The sequence below is a fragment of the Streptomyces sp. NPDC021080 genome (genome assembly GCF_044333225.1).
Taxonomy (GTDB): domain Bacteria; phylum Actinomycetota; class Actinomycetes; order Streptomycetales; family Streptomycetaceae; genus Streptomyces.
Window position 1 is genome coordinate 500,112 of record NZ_JBIRQM010000007.1, and the last position, 23,210, is coordinate 523,321.

The following is a 23,210-nucleotide window of genomic DNA, read 5'->3' on the forward strand; positions in this document are numbered from 1 at the left end:
AGGGGAGAGTCATGTTTGTTCGCCGCACCGCAGCGGTACTGGCCGCCACCGCCGTCATCGGGGCGGTCGTAGCGCCGGTGGCCTCCGCCGCCGGTTCGTCCCCCTCGCCGTCCCCCTCGGCAGCGCTCCCCTCGGGTCTGTTCGGCTCGGCCGACCCGACCTACGACGGCGTCTGGCGGCAGTCGCTCGCGCTGCTCGCCCAGCACACCGTCGGCCAGAGCCCGGCCTCCTCGGCCATCGGCTGGCTGACCGGCCAGCAGTGCGCGAACGGCGCCTTCGCCGCGTACCGCGCCGACGCGAGCGCCGCGTGCGACGCGAAGACGCAGGTCGACACCAACAGCACCGCGGCCGCCGTCCAGGCCCTCGGCGCGCTCGGCGGCCACGACGACGCCACCGGCAAGGCCCTGACCTGGCTGAAGTCCGCGCAGAACAAGGACGGCGGCTGGGGCTACATGGCCGGCGGACCCAGCGACACCAACTCGACGTCCGTCGTGATCGGCGCGCTGAAGGCGGTCGGCAAGAAGCCCGCGGGCTTCACCAAGGACGGCAAGTCCCCCTACGACGCCCTGCTGAAGCTGTCCACGGCCTGCGACTCCGAGGGCGACGGCGCCTTCGCCTACCAGCCCGACAAGAAGGGCAAGCTGGCGGCGAACGCGGACGCGACCGCGGCGGGCGTGACCGCCGGCATGGGCCAGGGCTTCGTGGCGGCGACCGGCTACGCGTTCGACCTCACGGGCTGCGTCACATCCGACGCCCCCGACATGGCGACCGCGGCGGGGAACGGCGCCAACTACCTCGCCAAGGCGATGGCGAAGACCTCGTACCTGAAGTCCGCGCTCCCGGGCGCCAAGGACCAGCCCGACTACGGCAACACGGCGGACGCGGTCGTCGCCCTCGCGGCCATCGGCGCGAAGAAGGACGCGCAGAAGCCGCTCGCCTGGCTGGAGAAGAACTCCGGCGACTGGGCGGCCAAGTCCGGCCCCGCCGCGTACGCGCAGCTCATCTTCGCCGCGCACGCCACCGGCACCGACCCGCGCTCCTTCGGCGGCAAGGACCTCGTCGCACAGCTCGCCGCCACCGGCCCGGGTCCGGTCGCGGCCGGCGCCTCGGCGAGCCCGAGCGAGAAGAAGAACGACGAGAAGAAGGACGACGGCAACGGGCTCGGCGTCTGGTGGATCATCGGCGTCGGCCTGGTCGCGGGCATCGGCATCGGCTTCCTGATCAGCGGCCGCAACAAGAAGCGACAGCTGTGACCGGCCGTCGGACGCCCGCGCCCGCGCTCGCCCTCGCACTGGCCCTCCTGCTCCTCGTCCTCGGCGGCGCGGGGCAGGCCCGGGCCGTCGGCTACCGCTACTGGTCCTTCTGGGACCTGACCGGCGGGAAGTGGACGTACGCCACCCAGGGCCCGTCGACCGCGCGGCCGTCCGACGGCGACGTCCAGGGCTTCCGCTTCGCGGTGAGCGAGGACTCGCAGCACGCCGTACAGCCGCGCGGGGAGCGGGAGTTCGCCGCGATATGCGCCAAGACGCCCGCCCGGCACGGCAAGAAGCGGGTGGCCCTGGTCATCGACCCGGGCACGGCCGCCGACGCGCCGTCCGGCGAGACGCCCCCGTCCGCGCGCACCGCCTGCGCCCTGGTCGCCCCCGACGCGAGCACGGCGGAGGCCCTGGCGGCGGTCGCCGGTCCGCTGCGCTACGACACCAACGCGCTGCTGTGCGCCATCACGGGCTACCCGAAGACGGGCTGCGGCGACCCGGTCGCGGCCGGCGGCCCGACCGCGACCGCCCACCCGCACGCCTCCGCGCCGGCCGGTCACGGCCCTTCGGTGGGCCTGCTCGCGGGAGGGGCGGCCGTGGCCGTGCTGGGCGCGGCGGCCGTCTGGCAGGCCCGTCGGCGCAAGGGCTGAGGCACCGGTCATGAGCAAGGGCGACCACGAACACCCCACCAGCACCGCGGGCCGCCCCGCGGTGCGGCGGGGCTCCCCCCTGCCCGGACGCAACCGGGAACCCGGGCCCGTGGGACCCCAGCGCCCGGCACCGGACACGGACCGGCCGGAACGGACACCGGACACCGACCGGCCGGAGCGGGCATCCGACGCGGGCCCATCGAGCCGGGCACCCCACACCGGCCCGTCGAAGCAGGCACCCCACACCGGCCCGTCGAACCAGGCACCGGACGCCGGCCCGTCGAGGCGGATGCCACGCCCCCGTAACGACGACTCCCTTCCCAGCGGCCCTGGTCCGGGAGCGGCCCGGGCGAACGCCCTGCACCCCGGGGCCTGGTGGATCTGGGCCCTCGGACTCGGTACGGCGGCCTCCCGCACCACGAACCCGCTCCTGCTCGCGCTGCTCATGGCGGTGGCGGGCTTCGTCGTGGCCACCCACCGCACCGACGCCCCCTGGGCCCGCTCCTACACCGCGTTCGTGAGACTGGCCGCGGCCGTCCTCGTCATCCGCCTGGCCTTCGCCGTCTTCCTCGGCTCCCCGATCCCCGGCACGCACGTGATCGTCACGCTTCCCGAGATCCCCCTCCCGCACTGGGCACAGGGGGTGCGCATCGGCGGCCGGGTCACCGCCGAGGGCCTGCTCTTCGCGCTCTACGACGGCCTGAAGCTGGCCGCCCTCCTCGTCTGCGTCGGCGCGGCCAACGCCCTGGCGAACCCGGCACGGCTGCTCAAGTCGCTGCCGGGAGCGCTGTACGAGGCGGGTGTCGCCGTGGTCGTCGCGCTCACCTTCGCACCGCATCTGATCGCCGACGTCCAGCGGCTGCGCGCCGCGCGCCGGCTCCGCGGCCGCCCCGACCGGGGCCTGCGCGGCCTGCTGCACGTCGGACTCCCCGTCCTGGAGGGCGCGCTGGAGCGCTCGGTCGCGCTGGCGGCGGCGATGGACGCACGCGGGTACGGGCGTACGGCGCAGGTCCCGGCCGCCGTCCGCCGGACCACCGGAGCCCTCACCCTGGGCGGCCTGCTCGGCGTCTGCGCCGGCACCTACGGACTACTGACCGCGGCGGGCGACAGCTACGGCCTTCCGGTCCTGCTGGCCGGACTCGGCGCGGCGCTCGGCGGCCTGTGGCTGGGCGGCCGCCGCTCGCCGCGGACGCGGTACCGGCCGGACCGGTGGGGCGTGCGGGCCTGGCTGGTCGCCGGGTCGGGCGTGGCGGTCGCGGTCCTGATGATCGTGGCCGCCTCCCAGGACCCCGCCGCGCTGAGCCCCGGCGTCGTCCCCCTGGTCGCCCCCGACCTCCCTCTCCGGCCGGCGGCGGCGGTCCTGCTGGGCCTGCTCCCCGCCTTCACGACACCACCCGCCCGACCCGCCCCTGCCCCCGCCCCCGCCCCCGCCCCCGCCCCCGCCCCCGAGGAGTCGTCATGATCCGCTTCGAGGATGTCTCCGTGACGTACGCCGGGGCGGCCGAACCCTCCGTCCGGGGTGTGGACTTCGAGGTCCCCGAGGGCGAACTGGTGCTGCTGGTCGGCCCGTCGGGGGTCGGCAAGTCGACGGTGCTGGGCGCGGTGAGCGGACTGGTCCCGCACTTCACCGGCGGAACGCTGCGCGGCCGGGTCACGGTCGCGGGGCGGGACACCCGTACCCACAAGCCGCGCGAACTCGCCGACGTGGTCGGCACGGTGGGCCAGGACCCGCTGTCCCACTTCGTGACGGACACGGTGGAGGACGAACTCGCCTACGGCATGGAGTCGCTGGGGCTGGCGCCCGCCGTGATGCGCCGCCGCGTCGAGGAGACCCTCGACCTCCTGTCGCTGGCCGACCTCCGCGACCGCCCGATCGCCACCCTGTCCGGCGGCCAGCAGCAGCGGGTCGCCATCGGCTCGGTGCTCACCCCGCACCCGCGGGTCCTGGTCCTCGACGAGCCCACCTCGGCACTGGACCCCGGCGCCGCCGAGGAGGTCCTCGCCGTCCTGCAGCGTCTGGTCCACGATCTCGGCACCACGGTCCTGATGGCCGAGCACCGCCTGGAACGCGTCGTCCAGTACGCCGACCGGATCGCCCTCCTCCCCGCGCCGGGAGCACCGCTGACGCTCGGCACCCCGTCCGAGATCATGGCCGTCTCCCCGGTCTGCCCGCCGGTGGTGGAACTCGGCCGCCTGGCCGGCTGGTCCCCGCTCCCGCTGACCGTGCGCGACGCGCGACGCCGGGCGGGCACCCTGCGCGAGCGCCTCGCCACACCGCCTCCGGCACCGCCCGCCCCCACCGCTCCCCTCCCCCCGGCACCACGCCCCGCCCCTTCCTCCCCCTCCCCCCTCTCCCGCCTCCTCCGGGGCCGCGGTCGCGGTCGCGGCCCCGTCACCGCTGCCCCGTCGTCGGCGGAGGTGGCTGTCGTGGAGTCGCTGGCCGTCCGGCGCGGGCGCGTCGAAGCGCTGCGCCGGGTCGGTCTGACCGCGCGGCCGGGCGAGACCGTCGCGCTGATGGGCCGCAACGGCGCCGGGAAGTCGACGCTGCTCGCGGCGCTGGTCGGACTGGTCGAGCCGACCGCCGGTTCGGTACGGGTCGGCGGGGCACCGCCGCACCGGACGGCGCCGCGCGACCTCGTACGCCGGGTGGGGCTCGTACCGCAGGAACCGCGGGACCTGCTGTACGCGGACACGGTGGCCGCCGAGTGCGCGGCGGCCGACGAGGACGCCGGGGCCGCCGCCGGAACCTGCCGGGCGCTGGTGTCCGGGCTGCTGCCGGACATCGCGGACGACACGCACCCCCGTGACCTCTCGGAAGGCCAGAGACTCGCACTGGCACTGGCCGTCGTCCTCGCCTCCCGCCCCCCGCTGCTGCTCCTCGACGAGCCGACCCGCGGCCTCGACTACGCGGCCAAGGCCCGGCTGGTCACCGTGCTGCGCGGGCTCGCCGCCGAGGGGCACGCCATCGTGCTGGCCACCCACGACGTGGAACTCGCCGCGGAGCTCGCCGACCGGGTGGTGATCCTCGCGGACGGCGAGGTCGTCGCCGACGGTCCCACCGCCGAGGTGGTCGTCGCGTCCCCGTCCTTCGCCCCGCAGGTCGCCAAGATCCTGGCCCCCGAGCCGTGGCTCACCGTCGCCCAGGTCGAAAAGGCTCTCGCATGACCACAGCAGACGCGTCCGCCCGTCACCCCCACCACCCCCAGCCCCAGGCCCGTGCGGTCCGCCTCGGCCCGCGGTCCGTCGCCGCCCTGGCCCTGGTCAGCGCGACCGGTGCCGCCGGGTTCGCCTGGCCGCTGTTCGCGGGGCCCGGCTCGCAGGTCAGCGCGCACGCCCAGGACGCTCCGTGGCTGTTCGCGGGCCTCCTCGTCCTGCTGGTCGCGGTGGTCGCGGCGACGATCTCCGAGTCGGGGCTCGGCCCGAAGGCGGTCGCCATGCTCGGCGTGCTGGCCGCGACCGGCGCCGCGCTGCGCCCGATCGGGGCCGGGACCGCCGGCATCGAGCCGATGTTCTTCCTGATGGTGCTGAGCGGGCGGGTGCTCGGGCCGGGGTTCGGCTATGTGCTCGGGTCCGTGACCATGTTCGCGTCGGCGCTGCTGACCGGCGGGGTGGGGCCCTGGATGCCCTTCCAGATGCTGGCCATGGGCTGGTTCACGATGGGGGCCGGTCTCCTGCCCGGACCGGACCGGCTGCGCGGCCGCGCGGAGCTGCTGATGCTCGCCGTGTACGGCTTCCTCGCCGCCTTCGCGTACGGCACCGTCATGAATCTGGCCGGCTGGCCCTTCATGGACGCGCTGGCCTCGAACATCGCCTTCGACCCGCACGCCGCCGTCCCCGCCAACCTCGCCCGCTTCGTCGCGTACTGCCTGGCCACCTCCCTCGGCTGGGACCTGGGCCGGGCGGTCGTCACCGTCGTCCTGACCCTGACGATCGGCACGACCCTCCTCAAGGCACTGCGCCGGGCCACGCGCCGGGCGGCCTTCGAGAGCCCGGTCACGTTCGCCCCCCGGTGATCGGGGACCCAGGTCACACCCCCCGTCAGCACCGCGTGGCCTCCCCCGCACCGTCCGTCACGGACGGGGTGAAGAGGCCCACAGGGCCCACGTCACATACGAAGCGCCTTCGTAGATCCAAGTCCATGGCATGAACGCGTCGTCACCCCCTCTGACCTGCGACTTGAGAGCCACATCACACAACACCCCCTTCCCCCGAATGCGACCACAACTAGTAAAAGGGGTCATTGCGGACGGCCCCGGATCCTGTTTGTCTTGAGGACGTCGCCAGGCGCCACGAGCCCCCACGGGCCGCGGCGCCGACGTACGCCGCTCCTTCCACACACCACGTGGTCACGGCGCACGAGCGACTCCATGTCCCCGAAGAAACAGGTTCTCCGTGTCCGTCTCCGTCATCCGCCGCATCGTCTCTTCCCCGAAGAAGGCCCTCGCCGGTACCGCCGTGGCCGCCGCTACCGCCGGTATGGTCCTGGTCGCGGCGCCTGCCCAGGCCGCCACGCCGACCAGCGCCTCCGCCGCGAAGTCGATCGCCCACACGATGATTCCGGACGCCGCGCAGTTCAACGCCTTCAGCAAGATCGTCGAGCACGAGAGCGGCTGGAACATCAGCGCCACCAACTCCTCCTCCGGTGCGTACGGCCTGGTCCAGGCTCTGCCCGGTTCGAAGATGGCCTCTGCCGGCTCCGACTGGAAGACCAACCCCAAGACCCAGATCAAGTGGGGTCTGGACTACATGAACTCCCGCTACGGCAGCCCGGCCGGCGCCTGGAGCTTCTGGCAGGCCAACGGCTGGTACTGATCAGCCCCAGCACAGCAAGGCGGCACCCCGTTCCCGGGGCTGCCGCCTTCGTCGTACCCGGCCGCCGCCCGCCCCCTCCTTCACGGCACCGCGAGCTCCCCCACCCCGGCACAGCCACAAGCGCCTTTCGCCCCCTCCGCCCCTACCCTTCCCACCCCTGGGGCTCCGCCCCGGACCCCGCTCCTCAAACGCCGGAGGGGCTGAATATCTCCCCGGCCGGGGCTGGAATGCGGGCGGACCACAGATCGCCCGCATCCGGGATCCGGCGAAAGCGGCCGACCGGCCACCACGACGCACCCGCAGTCAGGACCCGGGCGGAGGGGCCGCCTGGGGTCACCACGATGCACCCGCCAGCCGGGACCCGGTGGAGAGACCGCCTGACGCCACCGCGACGCACCCGCAGCCGGGTACGCGCGGGAGGGACATGGCATCGGTCACCACGATGCACCCGCAGTCGGCCGCGCGCGGGAGGGGCCGTGCCGGTACATCAGATGCCCGCAGGCCGGACGGATCGGAACCCACGCCCACTTCGCGACGCCGGTGGGATCCGTCCGGATGCGGGCGGATGTACCGGCGCGGCCCCGACCCACCCACCGGCAGGAACCGGCCGGAGGCCCACGCGGGCGAACCGTGATGAACTGGCCCCCATGACCGACCCCGAGTCACGAGGCCTGCGGCTCGTACCCGCGCTGCTCTCGTTGACCGTGGTCAGCGGACTCATCGACGCCGTGAGCTACCTGGGCCTCGGCCACGTCTTCACGGCGAACATGACCGGCAACGTCGTGGTCCTAGGCTTCGCGGCCGCCGGAGCACCCGGCTTCTCCGTACCGCACACGCTCACCTCACTGTGCTGCTTCCTCGCCGGCGCCGCGACCGGCGGCCGGACCGCCGTACGGCTGGGCGGCGGCTCCCGCCGCACCTGGGCCCGTGCCGCCTTCACCGCCGAGGCCGTCCTGACGGCCGCCTGCGCGGCGGCCGCCTTCGCCGCCCCGCACGCCACCGCCACCACGTACACCGTGATCGCCGTCACGGCCTTCGCGATGGGCCTGCGCAACGCGACGGTACGCAGGCTCGGCATCGCCGACCTGACGACCACCGTCCTGACGATGACCCTGACAGGCCTGGCCTCCGACTCCCGCCTCGGCGGCGGCGCGGGCCGTCACTCCCCGCGCCGGACCGCCTCCGTACTGGCGATGTCGGCGGGCGCCCTGCTCGGCGCGTGGCTGGTCCTGCACCAGGGCCTCGCGCTCCCCCTGCTGATCGCCGCGCTCGTACCGGCGGCACTGGCGGCGACGGCCTCCGGCCGGGAGTGAACCCCGGCCGACTCACCCGCACCCACCTGCACCCACCTGCACCCACAGTTGCACCCACAGCCGCACTCGCCCGCGCTCACAGCCGCTGAATGATCGTCCCCGTAGCCAGCCCCCCACCCGCACACATCGTGATCAACGCGAACTCCTTGTCCGCGCGCTCCAGTTCGTGCAGCGCGGTGGTGATGAGCCGCGCCCCCGTCGCCCCCACCGGATGCCCGAGCGCGATCGAGCCCCCGTTCACGTTCACCTTCTCCAGGTCCTGCTCGAAGACCTGCGCCCAGCTCAGCACCACGGACGCGAACGCCTCGTTGATCTCGACGAGGTCGATGTCCCTCAGCGACATCCCGGCCTTGCCGAGCACGGCCCGGGTGGCGTCGATCGGGCCGTCCAGGTGGAAGTGCGGGTCCGAACCCACCAGCGCCTGGGCCACGATCCGCGCCCTCGGCCGCAGCTTCAGCGCCCGTGCCATCCGCTTGGAGGCCCACAGGATGGCCGCCGAACCGTCCGATATCTGGGAGGAGTTGCCGGCGGTGTGCACGGCGGTCGGCATCACGGGCTTCAGCTTCGCCAGCGCCTCCATGGAGGTGTCGCGCAGCCCCTCGTCCCGGTCGACGAGCCGCCACATGCCCTGCCCGGCCCGCTGTTCGTCCTCGGTGGTGGGCACCTGCACGGCGAACGTCTCGCGCTTGAAGCGTTCCTCGGCCCAGGCGACGGCCGCCCGTTCCTGCGAGATGAGCCCGAGGGAGTCGACGTTCTCGCGGGTCAGCCCACGGTGGCGCGCGATCCGTTCGGCCGCCTCGAACTGGTTCGGCAGATCGACGTTCCACTCGTCGGGGAACGGCTTGCCGGGCCCGTGCTTGGACCCCGAGCCCAGCGGAACCCGCGACATCGCCTCGACACCGCAGCTGATCCCGACGTCGATGACACCCGCCGCGATCATGTTGGCGGTCATGTGGGAGGCCTGCTGCGAGGAACCGCACTGGCAGTCGACCGTCGTGGCCGCCGTCTCGTAGGGCAGTCCCACCGTCAGCCAGGCGGTGCGCGCGGGGTTCATCGACTGCTCGCCGGCGTGGGTCACCGTGCCGCCGACGATCTGCTCGACGCAGTCGGCGGGGATGCCGGTGCGGCCGAGGAGTTCACGGTAGGTCTCGCCCAGGAGATAGGCGGGGTGCAGATTGGCGAGCGCGCCTCCGCGCTTGCCGATGGGGGTCCGTACGGCTTCGACGATCACGGGTTCCGCGGCCATGGGGGCTCGTCCTCTCCTCAGGCCTGCCCTGCGGCCAGGCCCAGCTGACCCGCGCAGCGCGGGGCGTCCCGGCCCACCCACCGCGCAGAACTAGAACGCGTACCAGTTCTGCGTGCAGTTTGCTGAGCGGACCCCCCGCGCCGCAAGGGTCGTGCAGCTCCCGAAGTCGTGATCTGTACGAATCCCGCACGCAATTGGGAGGCTCACACCTCTTGCCACTTGTAGAACCCGTTACTACCTTCACGGCGATTCCATGTTCCTGATGACCCGTCAGAACCATGTGCGAGAACGAGCCTGGAGTTGCCGATGCCCTGTCCAGCGCTGCCCGACGGGTTCGATTTCACCGACCCCGATGTGCTGCACCACCGCGTGCCCCTCCCGGAGTTCGCCGAGCTGCGCCGGGCCGAACCGGTCCACTGGATCCCCCAACAGCCCGGTGTCGCCGGCTTCGAGGACGACGGCTATTGGGCCGTCACCCGGCACTCGGACGTCAAGTACGTCTCGACGCACCCCGAGTTGTTCTCCTCGTTCCTCAACACGGCCGTCATCCGCTTCAACGAGCACATCCAGCGCGAACAGATCGAGGTCCAGCGGCTCATCATGCTCAACATGGACCCGCCCGAGCACACGCGGGTCCGCCAGATCGTGCAGCGCGGCTTCACGCCGCGCGCCATCCGCTCCCTGGAGGACGCGCTGCGCGCCCGCGCCGCCTCGATCGTCGCGAACGCGCTCGCGCAGGCCGCGCCCGACGGCTCCTTCGACTTCGTCACCCAGGTCGCCTGCGAACTGCCGCTGCAGGCGATCGCCGAGCTCATCGGCGTCCCGCAGGAGGACCGCGTCAAGATCTTCGACTGGTCCAACAAGATGGTGGCGTACGACGATCCGGAGTACGCGATCACCGAGGAGATCGGCGCCGAGTCGGCCACCGAGCTCATCTCGTACGCGATGAACATGGCGGCGGACCGCAAACAGTGCCCCGCCAAGGACATCGTCAGCACCCTGGTGGCGGCGGAGGACCAGGGGAACCTCGCCTCCGACGAGTTCGGCTTCTTCGTCCTGCTGCTGGCGGTCGCCGGCAACGAGACGACCCGCAACGCCATCACGCACGGGATGCACGCCCTGCTCACCCACCCCGATCAGTGGGACCTCTACAAGAGGGAACGGCCGAAGACCACCGCCGAGGAGATCGTCCGCTGGGCGACCCCCGTGGTCGCCTTCCAGCGCACCGCGACCCAGGACACCGAGCTGGGCGGGCAGCGGATCAGGAAGGGCGACCGCGTCGGCATCTTCTACTCCTCCGCCAACAACGACCCCGAGGTGTTCGAGCGCCCCGAGGCCTTCGACATCACCCGCGACCCCAACCCGCACCTCGGTTTCGGCGGCGGCGGTCCGCACTTCTGCCTCGGCAAGTCCCTGGCCACGCTGGAGATCGACCTGATCTTCAACGCGATCGCGGACGCGATGCCGGATCTGCGGCTGGCGGGCGACCCCCGCCGCCTCCGCTCCGCCTGGCTGAACGGGGTCAAGGAACTCCAGGTCACGCACGCGTAGCGGGCGCCGCACACGCTCGGGCCGACGACCTCCCGGCACCGTCGGCCCGTCCCGAGGGAGGCAGGGGCATTCCCCGCGCTCGCCCCTGCCTCCCCCGAGACCCCTGCCGGAGCGGCGCACGGCGGATCAGCCCGGCGCACGACCCCCCGCGCCGACCTGCGGTCTCAGCCCGGCCGCGGCCGGCTCCACGGCCGTCCGGGGGCGCGGGCCCTGGGCGAGCCGGGTGAGCGCGAAGCCCGCGGCGACCACGGCCGCGCCGCCGACGGCGTCCAGGACCCAGTGATTGCCGGTCGCCACGATCGCGGCGAGCGTCAGGAGCGGGTGCAGCAGGCCCAGCGCCTTCATCCACCATCTCGGCGCCAGCACCACGACGACGGTTCCGCACCACAGGGACCAGCCGAAGTGCAGCGAGGGCATCGCCGCGTACTGGTTGGTCAGCGCGGTGAGCGTGCCGTAGTCCGGCTTGGAGAAGTCCTGCACGCCGTGCACGGTGTCGATGATGCCGAGGCCCGGCATCAGGCGCGGCGGGGCGAGCGGATAGAGCCAGAAGCCGACGAGGGCGAGCAGGGTGGCGAAGCCGAGGGCGGAACGCGCCCAGCGGAAGTCGGCGGGGCGGCGGACGTAGAGCACGGCGAGGACGGTGAGCGGGACGCCGAAGTGGAACGACTCGTAGTAGAAGTCGAAGAAGTCCCGCAGAAAGGGCGTCCCCACCACCGCGTGGTTGGCCCAGCGCTCGACGTCCAGGCGCAGGAAGCGCTCCACGGCGACGACCTGGTCGCCGTGGAATTCGGCGGTGGCCCGTCCGCCGGCGCCGTCCCCGCCCGTCGCGGCGAGCCTGACCTGCTGGTAGACGGAGTACCCGACACGGATCAGGAGCAGTTCGAGCAGCAGGTTCGGCCGGGTGAGGACCCGGCCGGACGACAGCAGCGGGACGTGCTTCCACCGGCCGGGGACGGGCGCCGCGCGCCCGGTGGGGAGCGGGGTCCGGTAGGACGCGGAGGTACGGGACAGGAACGGTACGAGCGTGGCGGCGGCCAGCGCGGTGATCAGCACCGTGTTGTCGCGCAGCGGATCGAGCACCGGCATGTCCGGCAGCATCATCCGGGCCGGCAGCGTCATGACGAGGACGACCGCGACGGGCCACACAGGGCGGTCCGAGGCCTTCCGGCCGACCCGGCCGGCGAGGGCGAGCAGCACCCACAGCACCTGGTGCTGCCAGGTGGCGGGCGAGACGGCGACGGCGACGCAGCCGGTCACCGCGACGGCGAGCAGCAGTTGCCCGTCACGGGCGTAGCGCACCGCGCGCCGGAGCCCGGCGACGGCGACGGCCGCGCCGAGCGCCAGGAAGAGGCCGATCTCCAGCGGTCCGGTGAGGCCGAACCGCAGCAGCGCGCCGTGCAGGGACTGGTTGGCGAGGTCGTCCGCGCCCCTGCCGAGGCCCACGCCCGCCAGGTGGTGCACCCAGTAGGTCCTCGAGTCGTCCGGCATCGCGGCCCAGGCCAGCGCGGTGAGGGCGGCGAAGGTGACCGCGGTGGACGCGGCGGCGCGGCGGCGCCCGGTGAACCGGAGCAGCGGCGTGAAGAACAGGACGGTGGGCTGGAGGGCCGCCGCGAACCCGACGAGAACCCCGCAGGTGCGCTCCCCGCGGACGACGAAGCAGCCGAGCAGGACGAGGAGCACCGGGATGATGCCGGTCTGGCCGAGTCGCAGGGCGTTGCGCACGGGGAGGGAGAGCATCAGCAGGCTGACGGCCACGGGCGCGGCGAGCAGCGCCGTCCGCCGGCTCACGGGGGGCGGCAGGGCGCGGGCGGCGATCAGGCCGAGCGCGACGACGAGCAGCAGGGTGCCGAAGGTCCAGCCCCAGCCGAGGGCCTGTTCGGCCGACCGGGTGAGGGGTTTGAGGACGAGACCGCCGAACGGGGTGCCGGTGAAGCGCGCCGAGTCGTAGAGCGAGCCCTTCGCGTGCGGTACGCCGTTCGGGCCGACCCAGGTCTCCAGGTCCGTCAGCCGGTCCGCCCTGGGTGTGCCGAGGACGGCGGCGACCTGTCGTACGGCGAGTATCGCGGCGACGGCCCAGAGCCCGGCGCGGAGAGCGTGCAGTCGTGCCCGCACCGTCTCCGGCGTTCTCACGAAGCCGTCGCCCGGTCGCCCGCCGTGCTCCACGTTCGCCACGCCCTGTCGACCCTCCCGGCCCATGGGTTCACCTGTGTCTCACAGATCCCTCATGTCCACCCATATCAGGACCTCGCGAGCCATGGCCACCCTGGCCGGAGGGCGCGGCGGACCCGGAACGACCCGCCGGACCTCGCCGCTCCTGTCCGGACGACGGCGGCCGGAAAGGGGCCCGGTTCCCCTTCGGGGCCGGGACATGGATCACAGGAGACCCCCCACGAGGACAGCGCCGTCCGTCCCGTCGCGCCTGCGTACGGGGCCTTTATGTGCGCTGCGCAGCCGGTCGCGCACCCCACGTGACGTGGACGAACAGCCCTAAGGTCGCCCCTTCGGCCCGCCTCCGGGCGAGCCGCCGGTCCGCTTCCGGGCGGACCCGTCCCTGTCCCCGGCGAAAGGAAGGCCCTTGCCGACCGCCACACCGACAACCCCCGCCGCACGTGTCCCCGCCCCCGCCCGCCCCGCCTCCCCCGAGGTCACCGTCACCGACCCCGCGCTGGTCAGGCGCGCCGTGAAGGCGGCGGCGCTCGGCAACGCGATGGAATGGTTCGACTTCGGCGTCTACAGCTACATCGCGGTGACCCTGGGCAAGGTCTTCTTCCCCTCGGGCAACCCGACCGCCCAGCTGCTGTCGACCTTCGGCGCCTTCGCCGCGGCCTTCCTCGTCCGCCCGTTCGGCGGCATGGTCTTCGGCCCGCTCGGCGACCGGATCGGCCGCCAGAAGGTCCTCGCGCTCACCATGATCATGATGGCGGCCGGCACGTTCGCGATCGGCCTGATCCCGTCGTACGCCACGATCGGCGTCGGCGCTCCGGTCCTGCTGCTCGTGGCCCGTCTGGTGCAGGGCTTCTCCACCGGCGGCGAGTACGCGGGCGCCTCGACCTTCATCGCCGAGTACGCGCCCGACAAGAAGCGCGGCTTCTTCGGCAGCTGGCTGGAGTTCGGCACGCTGGCCGGATACATCGGCGGCGCCGGTCTGGTCACCCTCATGACCGCCCTGCTGTCCACCGACGACCTGCTGTCCTGGGGCTGGCGCGTCCCGTTCCTGATCGCGGGCCCGATGGGCATCGTCGGCCTCTACCTGCGGATGCGTCTCGAAGAGACCCCCGCGTTCGCCGCGGAGCTCGAGAAGTCCGAGGCCGGGCGCCCCAAGGTGCCGCTGCGCGAGATGATCACCGGCCAGTGGCGCACCCTGCTGCTGTGCATGGGCCTGGTGCTGGTCTTCAACGTCACCGACTACATGCTGCTGTCGTACATGCCGAGCTATCTGACCAGCGAGCTGAAGTACGACGAGACGCACGGTCTGCTCGTGGTCCTCGGCGTGATGGCGCTGATGATGATCGTGCAGCCGTTCGCGGGCGCCCTGACCGACCGGATCGGCCGCCGCCCGGTGATCGCCGCGGGCTGCGCCGGCTTCCTCACCCTGTCCGTCCCGGCCCTGCTGCTGATCCGCCAGGGCAGTCTGCTCGCCGTCGCGCTCGGCATGGGCGCCCTCGGCCTGCTGCTGGTCTGCTTCACCGCCGCGATGCCCGCCGCGCTCCCGGCGCTCTTCCCGACCCGGGTCCGCTACGGCTCGCTCTCGATCGGCTTCAACGTCTCCGTCTCGCTCTTCGGCGGCACGACCCCGCTGGTCGTCACCGCCCTCATCGGAGCGACCGGGAACATGATGATGCCCGCGTACTACATGATGACCGCGGCCGTCGTCGGCGGCGCGGCCGTCTGGTTCATGACGGAGTCGGCGGGCCGGCCCCTGCCGGGCTCGGCGCCCGCCGTGGAACCCGCGGACCGCTGACGGACCCCTCTCCCGGCCACCGCGCGGGACCCGCCCCGCGAGCGGTTCCGCCGGGAGTCCCGGGGCCGCTTCCGCCGGGAAGCCCGACGCCGGTTCCGACGGGGCCGGCGCCCGGATCCCGTCGGCGCGCGGGGCGGCCCGAATCCCGCTGGCACGCGCGCGCGTCGGCGGCTAGGTTCGACACCGGAAGTCCTTAGCGCATCTAACTAGGCATATGAAAGGCCCGGTGCATGAGCGAGTCGCAGCTCTGGAACGACGTCGACGACCACTTCACCACCCTCCTGGCCCCCGCCGACGAGATCCTCACCGCCGCGCTGCACGACAGCGACGCGGCCGGACTGCCCCCCATCAACGTCGCGCCGAACCAGGGCAAGCTGCTCCAGCTGCTCGCCCGGATCCAGGGCGCCCGCCGCATCCTGGAGATCGGCACCCTCGGCGGCTACAGCACGATCTGGCTGGGCCGCGCCCTGCCCGCCGACGGGCAGCTGATCACCCTCGAGTACGACCCCCGGCACGCCGAGGTCGCCCGCGCCAACCTCGCGCGGGCCGGCCTCGACAAGATCACCGAGGTGCGGGTGGGCCCCGCCCTGGAGTCGCTGCCGAAGCTGGCGGACGAGAACCCGGAGCCGTTCGACTTCGTCTTCATCGACGCGGACAAGGTGAACAACCCGCACTACGTCGAGTGGGCGGTCCGGCTCACCCGGCCCGGCAGCGTGATCGTCCTCGACAACGTGGTGCGCGGCGGAGCGGTCACCGACGCGACGAGCACCGACCCGAGCGTGCGCGGCACCCGGGCCGCGCTCGAACTGATCGCCTCCCACCCGAGGTTGAACGGCACGGCGGTGCAGACGGTGGGCACCAAGGGGTACGACGGGTTCGCTCTGGCCCGCGTGGAGGCCTGACCTCCGTCTCCCTCCCCGCCGCGTCCGCACCGCGCCGCCGCACCGGCCCTAGACCTCGTGGTAGAAGCCCACGTTCACGGTGTGGGGCCCGGTGCGGTCCTGGATGACGAGCTCGCCGGAGCCGCCCGCCGGGAGTCTGGCCGTCCCGCCGTACGGAAGCGGCTGGGGCTGCAGCCCCGTCAGGATCAGCCGGACCTCGGAGGACGGCTCCGCGTGGGAACCCCGGAGCCAGGTGACCTGCCAGGAGCCGTCCGGGCCGCAGAGGAACTCCAGGTGGACCCGGGAGACGAACAGCCAGTCGTCGGGGGTCGCGAGACGGCACACGGCCCGGTCCCGGCCCACCCGCAGCATGGCTCCGGGGTCGCTCGGCGCGTCGGCCATCAGCATCCCGGCCGTCGCTCCGGCATCCGCTCCGGACACCGAGGCCATGGTGAGTTCGAGCAACGCGCGCTCCTTCGTGAGGTGCTGGTCCAATTGTCCTGCCGGGGAACGAGGTTGCCCCGCCGCCGCCGCATGATAATTCGACCTTTCCCCTCGCCGTGTGACCTCCGGCACAATGGACGCATGACCGAACGCAAACCACCCGGTGTCAGCTTCGAGTCCTGGGTCGACCGGCAGATCCGCCAGGCGGAGGCCCGCGGCGAGTTCACGGAGCTCCCGGGCGCGGGCAAGCCGCTGCCGGAGGTCACCGACACCCCGTACGACGAACTCTGGTGGATCAAGCGGAAGATGGCCCGTGAGGGCCTGTCGGTCCTGCCGCCCACCCTGGCCCTGCGCAAGGAGGCCGAGGACGTGCTCGCGGCCGTTCCCGCGCTCCCGTCGGAGCGGGCGGTCCGGCGGACGATCGAGGACATCAACGCCAAGATCCGCGAGGTCATGTTCAAGCCGCCGCCGGGCCCTCCGCTCGGGCTCAAGCCGTACGACGTGGAGAAGATCGTCCAGGAGTGGCGTGCGGCCCGCGAGAGCCCGTCCCCCGGCGGCCCGCGGCCCGACGGGCGGGGAGACACCGGACCCGCGTGAAGCCGGGGCGGACCCCGGGACCTCCCTGGCCCCACTCCGCGCGCAGCCGCCCGGATGCGACCGACGGTCCGCGCGAGCACCGTACGGCGGCGTGGACGCCGTACGGCGGCGTGCGAGGCGGCGCGGGCGCGGAGCGGGGCCGCACGACGAGGTGAGGCGGCCTCGCGGACCCGGACGGGGCGGTGCACGGCGCGGGGCCCCGCGGACGCGGCGGGCGCCGTGAAGAGCGTGAGGCCGCGTCCCGGGGCATGGTCCGGAACGCGGCCTCACTCCACCCGGAAGGGTGTCCGGGCCTGCTCAGAGCCGCAGGAGCCGCTCGGTCAGCTCGCGGTAGTCCCGCAGGGCGAGCCGCAGCCGCTCGGTGTCGGGGTCCGCCGCCTGCTCCCCGGCGCCGGACTGCCAGGACGTGCGCAGGTCGCGCCGCCGCCGGGTCACGGCTTCCGTGAACCGGCCCGCGAGCTCCTCCAGCACCTGGTCGGCCTCCTCGACGGAGGCCCGCGGCCCGTCGATGAACCCGCCCACGGCGTGCCGCATCCGCAGCGAGAACTTGTCCTGCTCGTCCAGCGGCAGCATCCGCCCGGCCCGCCCGGCGGCAGCCGCCGCTGCACGGCCCCCGGGGTCCGCCGGGCCGCCCCCGGGGAACGCTCCCCCGGTACGGCCGTCGCCCGGGGCCCCTCGCCCGTCGGTGCCGGTGCCCGTCGTCCCGCCGGCCGGCGTACCGGTCCCGGCCGGCCGGACCGCCGGACCGCCGCCGTTCCCGTCAGGGGCGCCGTCCCGGTCCGGGGCGCCCGTGGCGGGCTCGGCGGACGCGGGACCGGCCCGGCCCTTCAGGGCCTCGCGGCGCGGCACTTCCCCGGCCCCACCGCTCCTCTCCTTCGCCCGGCCGTCCGGAGAACGCCCGGCCGGCACCGGGGTCACCCGGCCCTTCGTGGCGGCGGGCTCGCGGGACGGGTTCCGTTCGGGATCCTGCTCCGGTTTCATGGCGCTCACCTTTCTCAACTCCCCTTCACCTGACGCCTGGTGAAGGACCAGGGCAGATGGGAGCGAGTGTCGGGGGTGGAAGTCCTGGTGCTGTTCCCGGCACGCCCGGTGCCCTCCGCCGTGTCCGCCGGCGCCGTCCGCTCGGCACTGTCCGCCCCCGGTGCCGGCCCGGTGCTCCGGGTGGCCTCGGTCCGGGCGAACCGCCAGGTGCGCTCCGGGCGGGCGGCCCGGGGCCCGCTCGTGTCCTCCGCGCCGCGCTCCCGGCCGGGCACGGTGTCCTGGCGGGTCCGGGTCAGCAGCTCGTCGAAGAGGTCGCGGGCCTCCAGCATGGCCTCGCGCAGCCCCTCGGTGTCGGGGCCACCGCTCCGCCCGCCGCCGGTGCGGGCCAGCGCGGCCCGGTGCACGTGGCGGTAGCCGTGGACGTGGTGCCCGTGGTGGACGGAGAGCGCGGACACCTGCTCCTCGTAACGGTCCCCGCCGGGGAATCCGAGCGCTCCGGCCAGCTCGCCGAGCAGCCGGTCGGCCTCGGCCACCGCCTCCTGGGGCGAGTCGACGAAGCGCTCCTGGGCGGCCGTCCAGCCGGCCGCGTACCGTTCCCGGTCCGCCGGTTCGAGCGGTCGCTCGCGCAGGTCGCCGTGCCGCTTCACCCGCTCGTCGAGGTCGCGTTCGGCGGCCCGGGTGTCGCCGTCGTGCCGGGCGACGGTCCGGTCGTACTCCGGTCCGAAGCGCCGCCGCAGGGCGCGGCCGCCCGGCGGCCTTCGGGCGAGGAGGGTCAGGGCGGCCGCGACAACGGCAACGGCCACCACGATGATCAGAACGATGATCACGCCTGTGGACATGGGTGCCTTCCCGGGTTCTCGACCCAACGGGCCGGTTCCCGGACCGGATTGCCCGGAACCCGGTCCTCAAACGGCCCCGGTGGCACAACCCCGGTGGCGGCACGAACGTCAAAGCCCCTTCCTCGTCGCACTGTTCGGGGAGCTCTTTATCCGGTTGCGCGCCGGGGGCGGCGCCCGCCGACAATGACCGGCATGACCCCATCGCCTTCCGTCACCCGATGCTCCTGGAGCGTGGCCCCCGAACCCTTCGACTCCCCTGCCGCCGCGGCGCTGTGGCGGGCGTACTACACGGAGGTCAGCGACCGGTGGTACCTGCTGCACGAAGGGCGTACGACGGATCACGACGAGCTGGAGCGGGAGATCGCCGCGCAGACGGGAGCCGAGTTCGCGCCGCCCACGGGTGTGCTGCTCGTCGCGCGCCACGACGGTGAACCCGGCGGTACGGCGGGGGTGCGGATGCTCGACGCCACGACGGGCGAGCTGAGGCGGGTCTTCGTCCGCGCGGACCTGCGCGGCAAGGGCGCGGCCCCTCTCCTGCTGGCGGCGGCCGAGACGGCGGCTCGCGGCCTGGGCGCCCGGCAGCTGATCCTCGACACCCGCGGCGACCTCGTCGAGGCGCGGGCCCTGTACGCCCGGCACGGCTACGCGGAAACCGCGGCGCACAACGACGCCCCCTACGCCGAGCACTGGTTCCGAAAGGATCTGACCGGCTGACGCTCAGCCCATCTCTCCCTCCGGCCGGCCGAGCAGCGTGCGTTCGTGGGGCCGCTCCGCGTCGGAACCGCACATCTCCTCGTTCAGCTCCGCGACCAGTCCGGCGAGATCGGTCGGACGGTCCGGTGTCCACCAGTCGCCGAGGAGCTCGGCGAGGGACTCCTCGCGGGCCCTGGACAGATTCCCGGCGGCGACACGGCCCTCGTCGGTCAGGACCAGGTCCAGCCCCTCGCGGCGGGCGAGCCGGCGTTCCTCGATCTGGCGGGCGGCGGCCAGGACGACGTCCAGGGGCACGGCGCTGTGCTCGGCCAGCAGAGCGGGCTCCGCCCACCCGTACTTCTTGATCCGCAGCAGCAGCCAGCTCGCCGCCGGCAACAGGTCGTAGCCCGCGCGCGCGGTGATCTTCTCGTAGATCTCACGGCGCCCCTCCCGGGTGCCGAGCACGGACAGCGCCCGGCACACCTCGTCGTACGACGACCGCTCGACCGGATTGCTGGCGAGCGTCTCGGTGACGTCGGGGGCGGTGACCGAGCCGCGCAGTCTGTCCTCGCGCAGGAACCAGGCCAGCACGAAACCGAGCAGGGCGACCGGGGCCGCGTACAGGAAGACATCCGTGATCGAGGTCGCGAACGCGTGCAGGACGGGTGGCTGCAGATCGGCCGGCAACCGGCCGATGCCCTTCGGGTCCGCCTTCAGGGAGTCCGTGGTGATGCCGGGCGGCAGTTGCTGCCCGGCCAGCGCCTTCGTCAGGTTGTCGCCGAGGCGGCCCGCGAAGACCGTGCCGAAGATCGCGACGCCGAACGAGGCGCCGATGGACCGGAAGAAGGTCGCCCCGGAGGTGGCGACGCCCAGATCCTCGTACGACACCGCGTTCTGCACGATCAGGACCAGCACCTGCATGACCAGGCCGAGGCCCAGGCCGAACACGAAGAAGTACGCGCTCATCTCCCCCGTGCTGCTGTTCTCGTCCAGCTGGTGCAGCAGGAGCAGACCGATGGCGGTGATCCCGGTGCCGGTGATCGGGAACACCTTCCACCGGCCGGTACGGCTGACGATCTGCCCGGAGACCGTGGACGACAGCAGCAGCCCGAACACCATCGGCAGCATGTGGACACCGGACATGGTGGGCGAGACGCCCTGCACGACCTGGAGGAAGGTCGGCAGGTAGGTCATCGCGCCGAACATCGCGAAGCCCACGATGAAGCTGATGATCGCGGACAGCGTGAAGGTGTGGACGTGGAAGAGCTTGAGCGGCAGCACGGGCTCGGCCGCGCGCCGCTCCACCGCCACGAAGGCGACGCCGAGGACCACGCCGAGGACCACGAGCCCGATGATCTGCGCAGAACCCCAGTCCCAGGTGGTGCCGCCCAGCGAGGCCACCAGGACCAGACAGGTGGCGACCGCCGCGATCAGGAACGTACCGGCGTAGTCGATGACGTGCCGCGCCGACTTCTTCGGGATGTGCAGGACCGCGGCGATCACCGCGAGCGCCACGACACCGACGGGCAGGTTGATGTAGAAGACCCAGCGCCAGCTGAGATGTTCCGTGAACAGCCCGCCGAGCAGCGGTCCCAGCACACTCGTCGCCCCGAACACCGCGCCGAACAGTCCCTGGTACTTGCCCCGTTCCCGCGGCGGGACGAGGTCGCCGACGATCGCCATCGACAGCACCATCAGCCCGCCGCCGCCGAGCCCCTGCAGCGCCCGGAAGGCGATCAGTTCGCCCATGTTCTGCGACATGCCGCACAGCGCCGACCCGATCAGGAAGATCACGATCGCCGTCTGGAAGAGCTTCTTGCGGCCGTACTGGTCGCCGAGCTTGCCCCACAGCGGGGTCGCCGCCGTCGACGCGAGCAGATACGCCGTGACCACCCAGGACAGGTGCTCCAGACCGCCGAGGTCGCTCACGATGGTCGGCAGCGCGGTGGACACGATCGTCTGGTCCAGCGCGGCGAGCAGCATGCCGAGCAGCAGGGCGCCGATGGACACGAAGACGCTGCCGTGCACCGTGTTCCGGGCGTCGGCCGCCGCCGCGCTGCGGCGGCGCACCGCCGACTCGCTCAGCGCGACCGAGTCGTACGGTCCGGACGGCCCGTCCGTGCCGTCGCCGGCCGCCGCCTTCGCCCCCTCCGGCCCGCGGCCGGACGGAGTGTCCGAACCGTGCGCGTCCCCGGTCATGCGGCCTCCCTGAGCCCCGAGGGTCCCGGTCACCCTCCATCCTGAGCGGTGTGTCCGGTTATGGCCTGTCGAGCCGAGCGGAATCCCGCGCTTCAGGGGGGCTGCTTGAAGGTTGTATGAAGGTCCTCCGCATAATCACTGGAGTTTTCAGGGGGGAGGGACCCACTCGTGACTGAACCGACCGGGCATGTCTGCCTCACGTGCGGCGCGTACCGCGCGCTGGACGGCAGCCCGTCGTGCTCCTGTGCCCGCACGGCGTCCGACGCGCTGCGCGACAAGCGCACGGCGCAGGCCGCGGCGGCGGACTTCAACCCGCTGCGCATACGGCCCTATGTAGAACTGGGCGCGGAGGACTCCGGGTACGCCGGAGGAGGCCACGGGCCGGCCGGGGACACCGGCGGCCCGGAGGGCCCGGCTTCGGGGCACTGGCACGCCGCCCCGACCGCGGGAGAGCCGTGGGCGGCCGCGGAGGCGGGTGCCTGGGTGCCGGAGGGCGTCCCGGCGCACACGGACGCTCATGGAGCGCCCGTGAACGGCGGCGTACCCGCCGAGGCCGACGGGACCATGGGGAGCTCCGGAACCTCGGGGGGCTCCGGGACCATGGGGAGCTTCGGGGAAGCCCACGCCATGCCGGCGCACGGTGGCACCGACCCGCGGTTCCACGGCGGCGCGCCGATGGGCGGTGTCGAGCAGTCGGGCCTCGCGTACGGTGTTCCGCCGGCCAGCGGAGTGCCGATGCCGCCCGCGAACGCTGCGGACGCGGCCCCGGCCGCCTCCACCACGCAGCCGGCCGCGATCCCGGCCGACGCGACCATGCGGCTGGCCCCCGTGCCGGCGGACCCGGTCCCGCGATCGGCGCCGCTGCCGCCGGAGGTCACCACGCCGTCGGCGGTGGTGCAGGCCGACGCCACCATGCAGCTGAAGGCAGTCTCCTCGGACGCGCGCGCAACCGACATCCGTCTTTCCCACGACGGCTCGCGCGTCCCGGGGCGCGGCCGGGGCGACTCGGCCGCCGACCGGCCCGGGCGTCGTCGGCGCAGCGGGGTCCTCGCCGTCACCGGAGTCGTGGTGACCGTGGTGGCCGCGGCAGGGGTCGTGAGCGGACTGCTCTCCTCCGACCCTCCCTCGCAGGACGAGGCCCAGCCCAAGGACATTCGCACGACCGCGCCGGACGTCCTGTCCGACACGGCCTCGGCGGTGCCGTCGGCGAGCGCCTCCTCGACGGCTTCGGCGTCGGCGTCGGCGTCCCCTTCGGTGAGCGCGAGCCCGTCGGCGTCGGCGTCCGCCTCCGGGGACACGTCGGCGACACCGTCCTCGTCGGCCACGGCGTCGGCGACGTCCGCGCAGCCGAGCCGGACGGCCGCCGCGCCGGGACCCGTGACCTCCACGAGAGGCGACGACGGCGCGAACGTGGCGGCCGGGCCGACCCTGCGGCGGGGCGACAGCGGGGCCGAGGTGACCGAGCTCCAGCTGCGGCTGAGCCAGATCGGGATGTACAGGCGGCAGGCGAACGGCCAGTTCGACCGTCGCCTCGAGGACGCCGTGCGCTGGTACCAGTGGGCGCGGGGCATCTCGGGGGACGACCCCGGCGTGTACGGGCCGGCGACACGGGCGAGCCTGGAGGCGGAGACGTCCCAGCCGTAGCTCGCCTCTGGCGTTTCGCGGTTCGGCTCCGGTGGGTGGGTCGGGGCCGTGCCGGTGCATCAGCCCGTCGCTGTTGGGTGAGGTGTGGTCGTCGGTGGCGACGGGCATCGATGTACCGGCACGGCCCCTCCCGCGCGTACCCG

19 protein-coding genes are annotated in these 23,210 nt (G+C 73.4%); 13 read left to right on the top strand and 6 right to left on the bottom strand.

The window, feature by feature from the left end:
* The first annotated feature begins 11 nt into the window (after nucleotides 1-11).
* The 7 genes from ACH4S8_RS20430 (at nucleotide 12) to ACH4S8_RS20460 (ending at nucleotide 8,031) form a co-directional block, all read left to right on the top strand.
* Nucleotides 12-1,253 carry a prenyltransferase/squalene oxidase repeat-containing protein gene (locus ACH4S8_RS20430; protein ID WP_398395852.1) on the top strand — a complete coding sequence of 414 codons (1,242 nt, stop codon included), beginning with the start codon at nucleotides 12-14 and terminating at the stop codon, nucleotides 1,251-1,253.
* Nucleotides 1,250-1,906 (top strand): SCO2322 family protein, encoded by a 657-nt coding sequence (locus tag ACH4S8_RS20435; protein WP_398395854.1) that lies wholly within the window; start codon nucleotides 1,250-1,252, stop codon nucleotides 1,904-1,906. Before ACH4S8_RS20430 ends, ACH4S8_RS20435 begins: the two co-directional genes overlap by 4 nt.
* A gap of 289 nt (nucleotides 1,907-2,195) precedes the next feature.
* A complete protein-coding gene (locus tag ACH4S8_RS20440; RefSeq protein ID WP_398395856.1) occupies nucleotides 2,196-3,368 on the top strand; it encodes an energy-coupling factor transporter transmembrane component T in 1,173 nt (390 codons plus the stop codon).
* Nucleotides 3,365-5,071, top strand: coding sequence for an ABC transporter ATP-binding protein (locus ACH4S8_RS20445; RefSeq protein WP_398395858.1), 1,707 nt, complete (start codon nucleotides 3,365-3,367; stop codon nucleotides 5,069-5,071). Before ACH4S8_RS20440 ends, ACH4S8_RS20445 begins: the two co-directional genes overlap by 4 nt.
* Entirely contained in the window at nucleotides 5,068-5,919 is an 852-nt protein-coding gene (locus tag ACH4S8_RS20450; protein ID WP_398395860.1) for an ECF transporter S component, read from the top strand. The genes ACH4S8_RS20445 and ACH4S8_RS20450 overlap by 4 nt, the downstream gene beginning before the upstream one ends.
* A 379-nt stretch (nucleotides 5,920-6,298) precedes the next feature.
* Nucleotides 6,299-6,718, top strand: coding sequence for a transglycosylase SLT domain-containing protein (locus ACH4S8_RS20455; protein ID WP_398395862.1), 420 nt, complete (start codon nucleotides 6,299-6,301; stop codon nucleotides 6,716-6,718).
* 647 nt (nucleotides 6,719-7,365) lie between these two features.
* A complete protein-coding gene (locus tag ACH4S8_RS20460; protein WP_398395864.1) occupies nucleotides 7,366-8,031 on the top strand; it encodes a YoaK family protein in 666 nt (221 codons plus the stop codon).
* A gap of 76 nt (nucleotides 8,032-8,107) precedes the next feature.
* On the opposite strand, the gene ACH4S8_RS20465 is transcribed toward ACH4S8_RS20460, so the two are convergent.
* Nucleotides 8,108-9,277, bottom strand: a complete 1,170-nt coding sequence (locus ACH4S8_RS20465; protein ID WP_398395866.1) for a steroid 3-ketoacyl-CoA thiolase — start codon at nucleotides 9,275-9,277, stop codon at nucleotides 8,108-8,110.
* 306 nt (nucleotides 9,278-9,583) lie between these two features.
* On the opposite strand from ACH4S8_RS20465, the gene ACH4S8_RS20470 reads away from it, so the two are divergent.
* Complete coding sequence (locus ACH4S8_RS20470) at nucleotides 9,584-10,828, top strand: cytochrome P450 (protein ID WP_398395868.1); 1,245 nt, start codon at nucleotides 9,584-9,586, stop codon at nucleotides 10,826-10,828.
* A 126-nt stretch (nucleotides 10,829-10,954) separates the two neighbouring features.
* On the opposite strand, the gene ACH4S8_RS20475 is transcribed toward ACH4S8_RS20470, so the two are convergent.
* Nucleotides 10,955-13,024 carry a bifunctional glycosyltransferase 87/phosphatase PAP2 family protein gene (locus ACH4S8_RS20475; protein ID WP_398395870.1) on the bottom strand — a complete coding sequence of 690 codons (2,070 nt, stop codon included), beginning with the start codon at nucleotides 13,022-13,024 and terminating at the stop codon, nucleotides 10,955-10,957.
* 379 nt (nucleotides 13,025-13,403) lie between these two features.
* Between ACH4S8_RS20475 and proP the strand changes: the two genes are divergently transcribed.
* Nucleotides 13,404-14,789, top strand: a complete 1,386-nt coding sequence (gene proP, locus ACH4S8_RS20480; RefSeq protein ID WP_398395872.1) for a glycine betaine/L-proline transporter ProP — start codon at nucleotides 13,404-13,406, stop codon at nucleotides 14,787-14,789.
* 230 nt (nucleotides 14,790-15,019) lie between these two features.
* A complete protein-coding gene (locus ACH4S8_RS20485) occupies nucleotides 15,020-15,691 on the top strand; it encodes an O-methyltransferase (RefSeq protein ID WP_398395874.1) in 672 nt (223 codons plus the stop codon).
* A gap of 48 nt (nucleotides 15,692-15,739) precedes the next feature.
* On the opposite strand, the gene ACH4S8_RS20490 is transcribed toward ACH4S8_RS20485, so the two are convergent.
* The gene (locus tag ACH4S8_RS20490) at nucleotides 15,740-16,135 is read right to left on the bottom strand and encodes a hypothetical protein (RefSeq protein ID WP_398395937.1); all 396 of its coding nucleotides are present in this window, start codon (nucleotides 16,133-16,135) and stop codon (nucleotides 15,740-15,742) included.
* Between the two features lie 120 nt (nucleotides 16,136-16,255).
* Between ACH4S8_RS20490 and ACH4S8_RS20495 the strand changes: the two genes are divergently transcribed.
* Entirely contained in the window at nucleotides 16,256-16,711 is a 456-nt protein-coding gene (locus ACH4S8_RS20495; protein ID WP_398395876.1) for a DUF1992 domain-containing protein, read from the top strand.
* A 297-nt stretch (nucleotides 16,712-17,008) separates the two neighbouring features.
* Here ACH4S8_RS20495 and ACH4S8_RS20500 read toward each other — a convergent pair whose 3' ends face one another.
* Both ACH4S8_RS20500 and ACH4S8_RS20505 read right to left on the bottom strand, forming a co-directional pair.
* Nucleotides 17,009-17,692 carry a hypothetical protein gene (locus tag ACH4S8_RS20500; protein ID WP_398395878.1) on the bottom strand — a complete coding sequence of 228 codons (684 nt, stop codon included), beginning with the start codon at nucleotides 17,690-17,692 and terminating at the stop codon, nucleotides 17,009-17,011.
* A gap of 14 nt (nucleotides 17,693-17,706) precedes the next feature.
* Complete coding sequence (locus tag ACH4S8_RS20505) at nucleotides 17,707-18,531, bottom strand: hypothetical protein (protein ID WP_398395880.1); 825 nt, start codon at nucleotides 18,529-18,531, stop codon at nucleotides 17,707-17,709.
* A gap of 192 nt (nucleotides 18,532-18,723) precedes the next feature.
* Here ACH4S8_RS20505 and ACH4S8_RS20510 point away from each other — a divergent pair, with 192 nt between their 5' ends.
* Entirely contained in the window at nucleotides 18,724-19,245 is a 522-nt protein-coding gene (locus ACH4S8_RS20510) for a GNAT family N-acetyltransferase (protein WP_398395882.1), read from the top strand.
* A gap of 3 nt (nucleotides 19,246-19,248) precedes the next feature.
* On the opposite strand, the gene ACH4S8_RS20515 is transcribed toward ACH4S8_RS20510, so the two are convergent.
* On the bottom strand, nucleotides 19,249-21,423 hold the full coding sequence (locus ACH4S8_RS20515) for an MDR family MFS transporter (protein ID WP_398395884.1): 2,175 nt from the start codon (nucleotides 21,421-21,423) through the stop codon (nucleotides 19,249-19,251).
* A 168-nt stretch (nucleotides 21,424-21,591) separates the two neighbouring features.
* Between ACH4S8_RS20515 and ACH4S8_RS20520 the strand changes: the two genes are divergently transcribed.
* Complete coding sequence (locus tag ACH4S8_RS20520) at nucleotides 21,592-23,067, top strand: peptidoglycan-binding protein (RefSeq protein ID WP_398395886.1); 1,476 nt, start codon at nucleotides 21,592-21,594, stop codon at nucleotides 23,065-23,067.
* Nucleotides 23,068-23,210: the final 143 nt, after the last annotated feature.

Excerpts from the sequence above, each read along its gene's own strand:
- ACH4S8_RS20500 (WP_398395878.1), bottom strand. The coding sequence starts at position 17,692 with ATGAAACCGGAGCAGGATCCCGAACGGAACCCGTCCCGCGAGCCCGCC.
- ACH4S8_RS20460 (WP_398395864.1), top strand. The coding sequence starts at position 7,366 with ATGACCGACCCCGAGTCACGAGGCCTGCGGCTCGTACCCGCGCTGCTC.
- ACH4S8_RS20430 (WP_398395852.1), top strand. The coding sequence starts at position 12 with ATGTTTGTTCGCCGCACCGCAGCGGTACTGGCCGCCACCGCCGTCATC.
- ACH4S8_RS20495 (WP_398395876.1), top strand. The coding sequence starts at position 16,256 with ATGACCGAACGCAAACCACCCGGTGTCAGCTTCGAGTCCTGGGTCGAC.
- ACH4S8_RS20440 (WP_398395856.1), top strand. The coding sequence starts at position 2,196 with ATGCCACGCCCCCGTAACGACGACTCCCTTCCCAGCGGCCCTGGTCCG.
- ACH4S8_RS20470 (WP_398395868.1), top strand. The coding sequence starts at position 9,584 with ATGCCCTGTCCAGCGCTGCCCGACGGGTTCGATTTCACCGACCCCGAT.
- ACH4S8_RS20450 (WP_398395860.1), top strand. The coding sequence starts at position 5,068 with ATGACCACAGCAGACGCGTCCGCCCGTCACCCCCACCACCCCCAGCCC.
- ACH4S8_RS20465 (WP_398395866.1), bottom strand. The coding sequence starts at position 9,277 with ATGGCCGCGGAACCCGTGATCGTCGAAGCCGTACGGACCCCCATCGGC.
- ACH4S8_RS20475 (WP_398395870.1), bottom strand. The coding sequence starts at position 13,024 with ATGGGCCGGGAGGGTCGACAGGGCGTGGCGAACGTGGAGCACGGCGGG.
- ACH4S8_RS20505 (WP_398395880.1), bottom strand. The coding sequence starts at position 18,531 with ATGTCCACAGGCGTGATCATCGTTCTGATCATCGTGGTGGCCGTTGCC.
- ACH4S8_RS20510 (WP_398395882.1), top strand. The coding sequence starts at position 18,724 with ATGACCCCATCGCCTTCCGTCACCCGATGCTCCTGGAGCGTGGCCCCC.
- ACH4S8_RS20445 (WP_398395858.1), top strand. The coding sequence starts at position 3,365 with ATGATCCGCTTCGAGGATGTCTCCGTGACGTACGCCGGGGCGGCCGAA.
- ACH4S8_RS20485 (WP_398395874.1), top strand. The coding sequence starts at position 15,020 with ATGAGCGAGTCGCAGCTCTGGAACGACGTCGACGACCACTTCACCACC.
- ACH4S8_RS20515 (WP_398395884.1), bottom strand. The coding sequence starts at position 21,423 with ATGACCGGGGACGCGCACGGTTCGGACACTCCGTCCGGCCGCGGGCCG.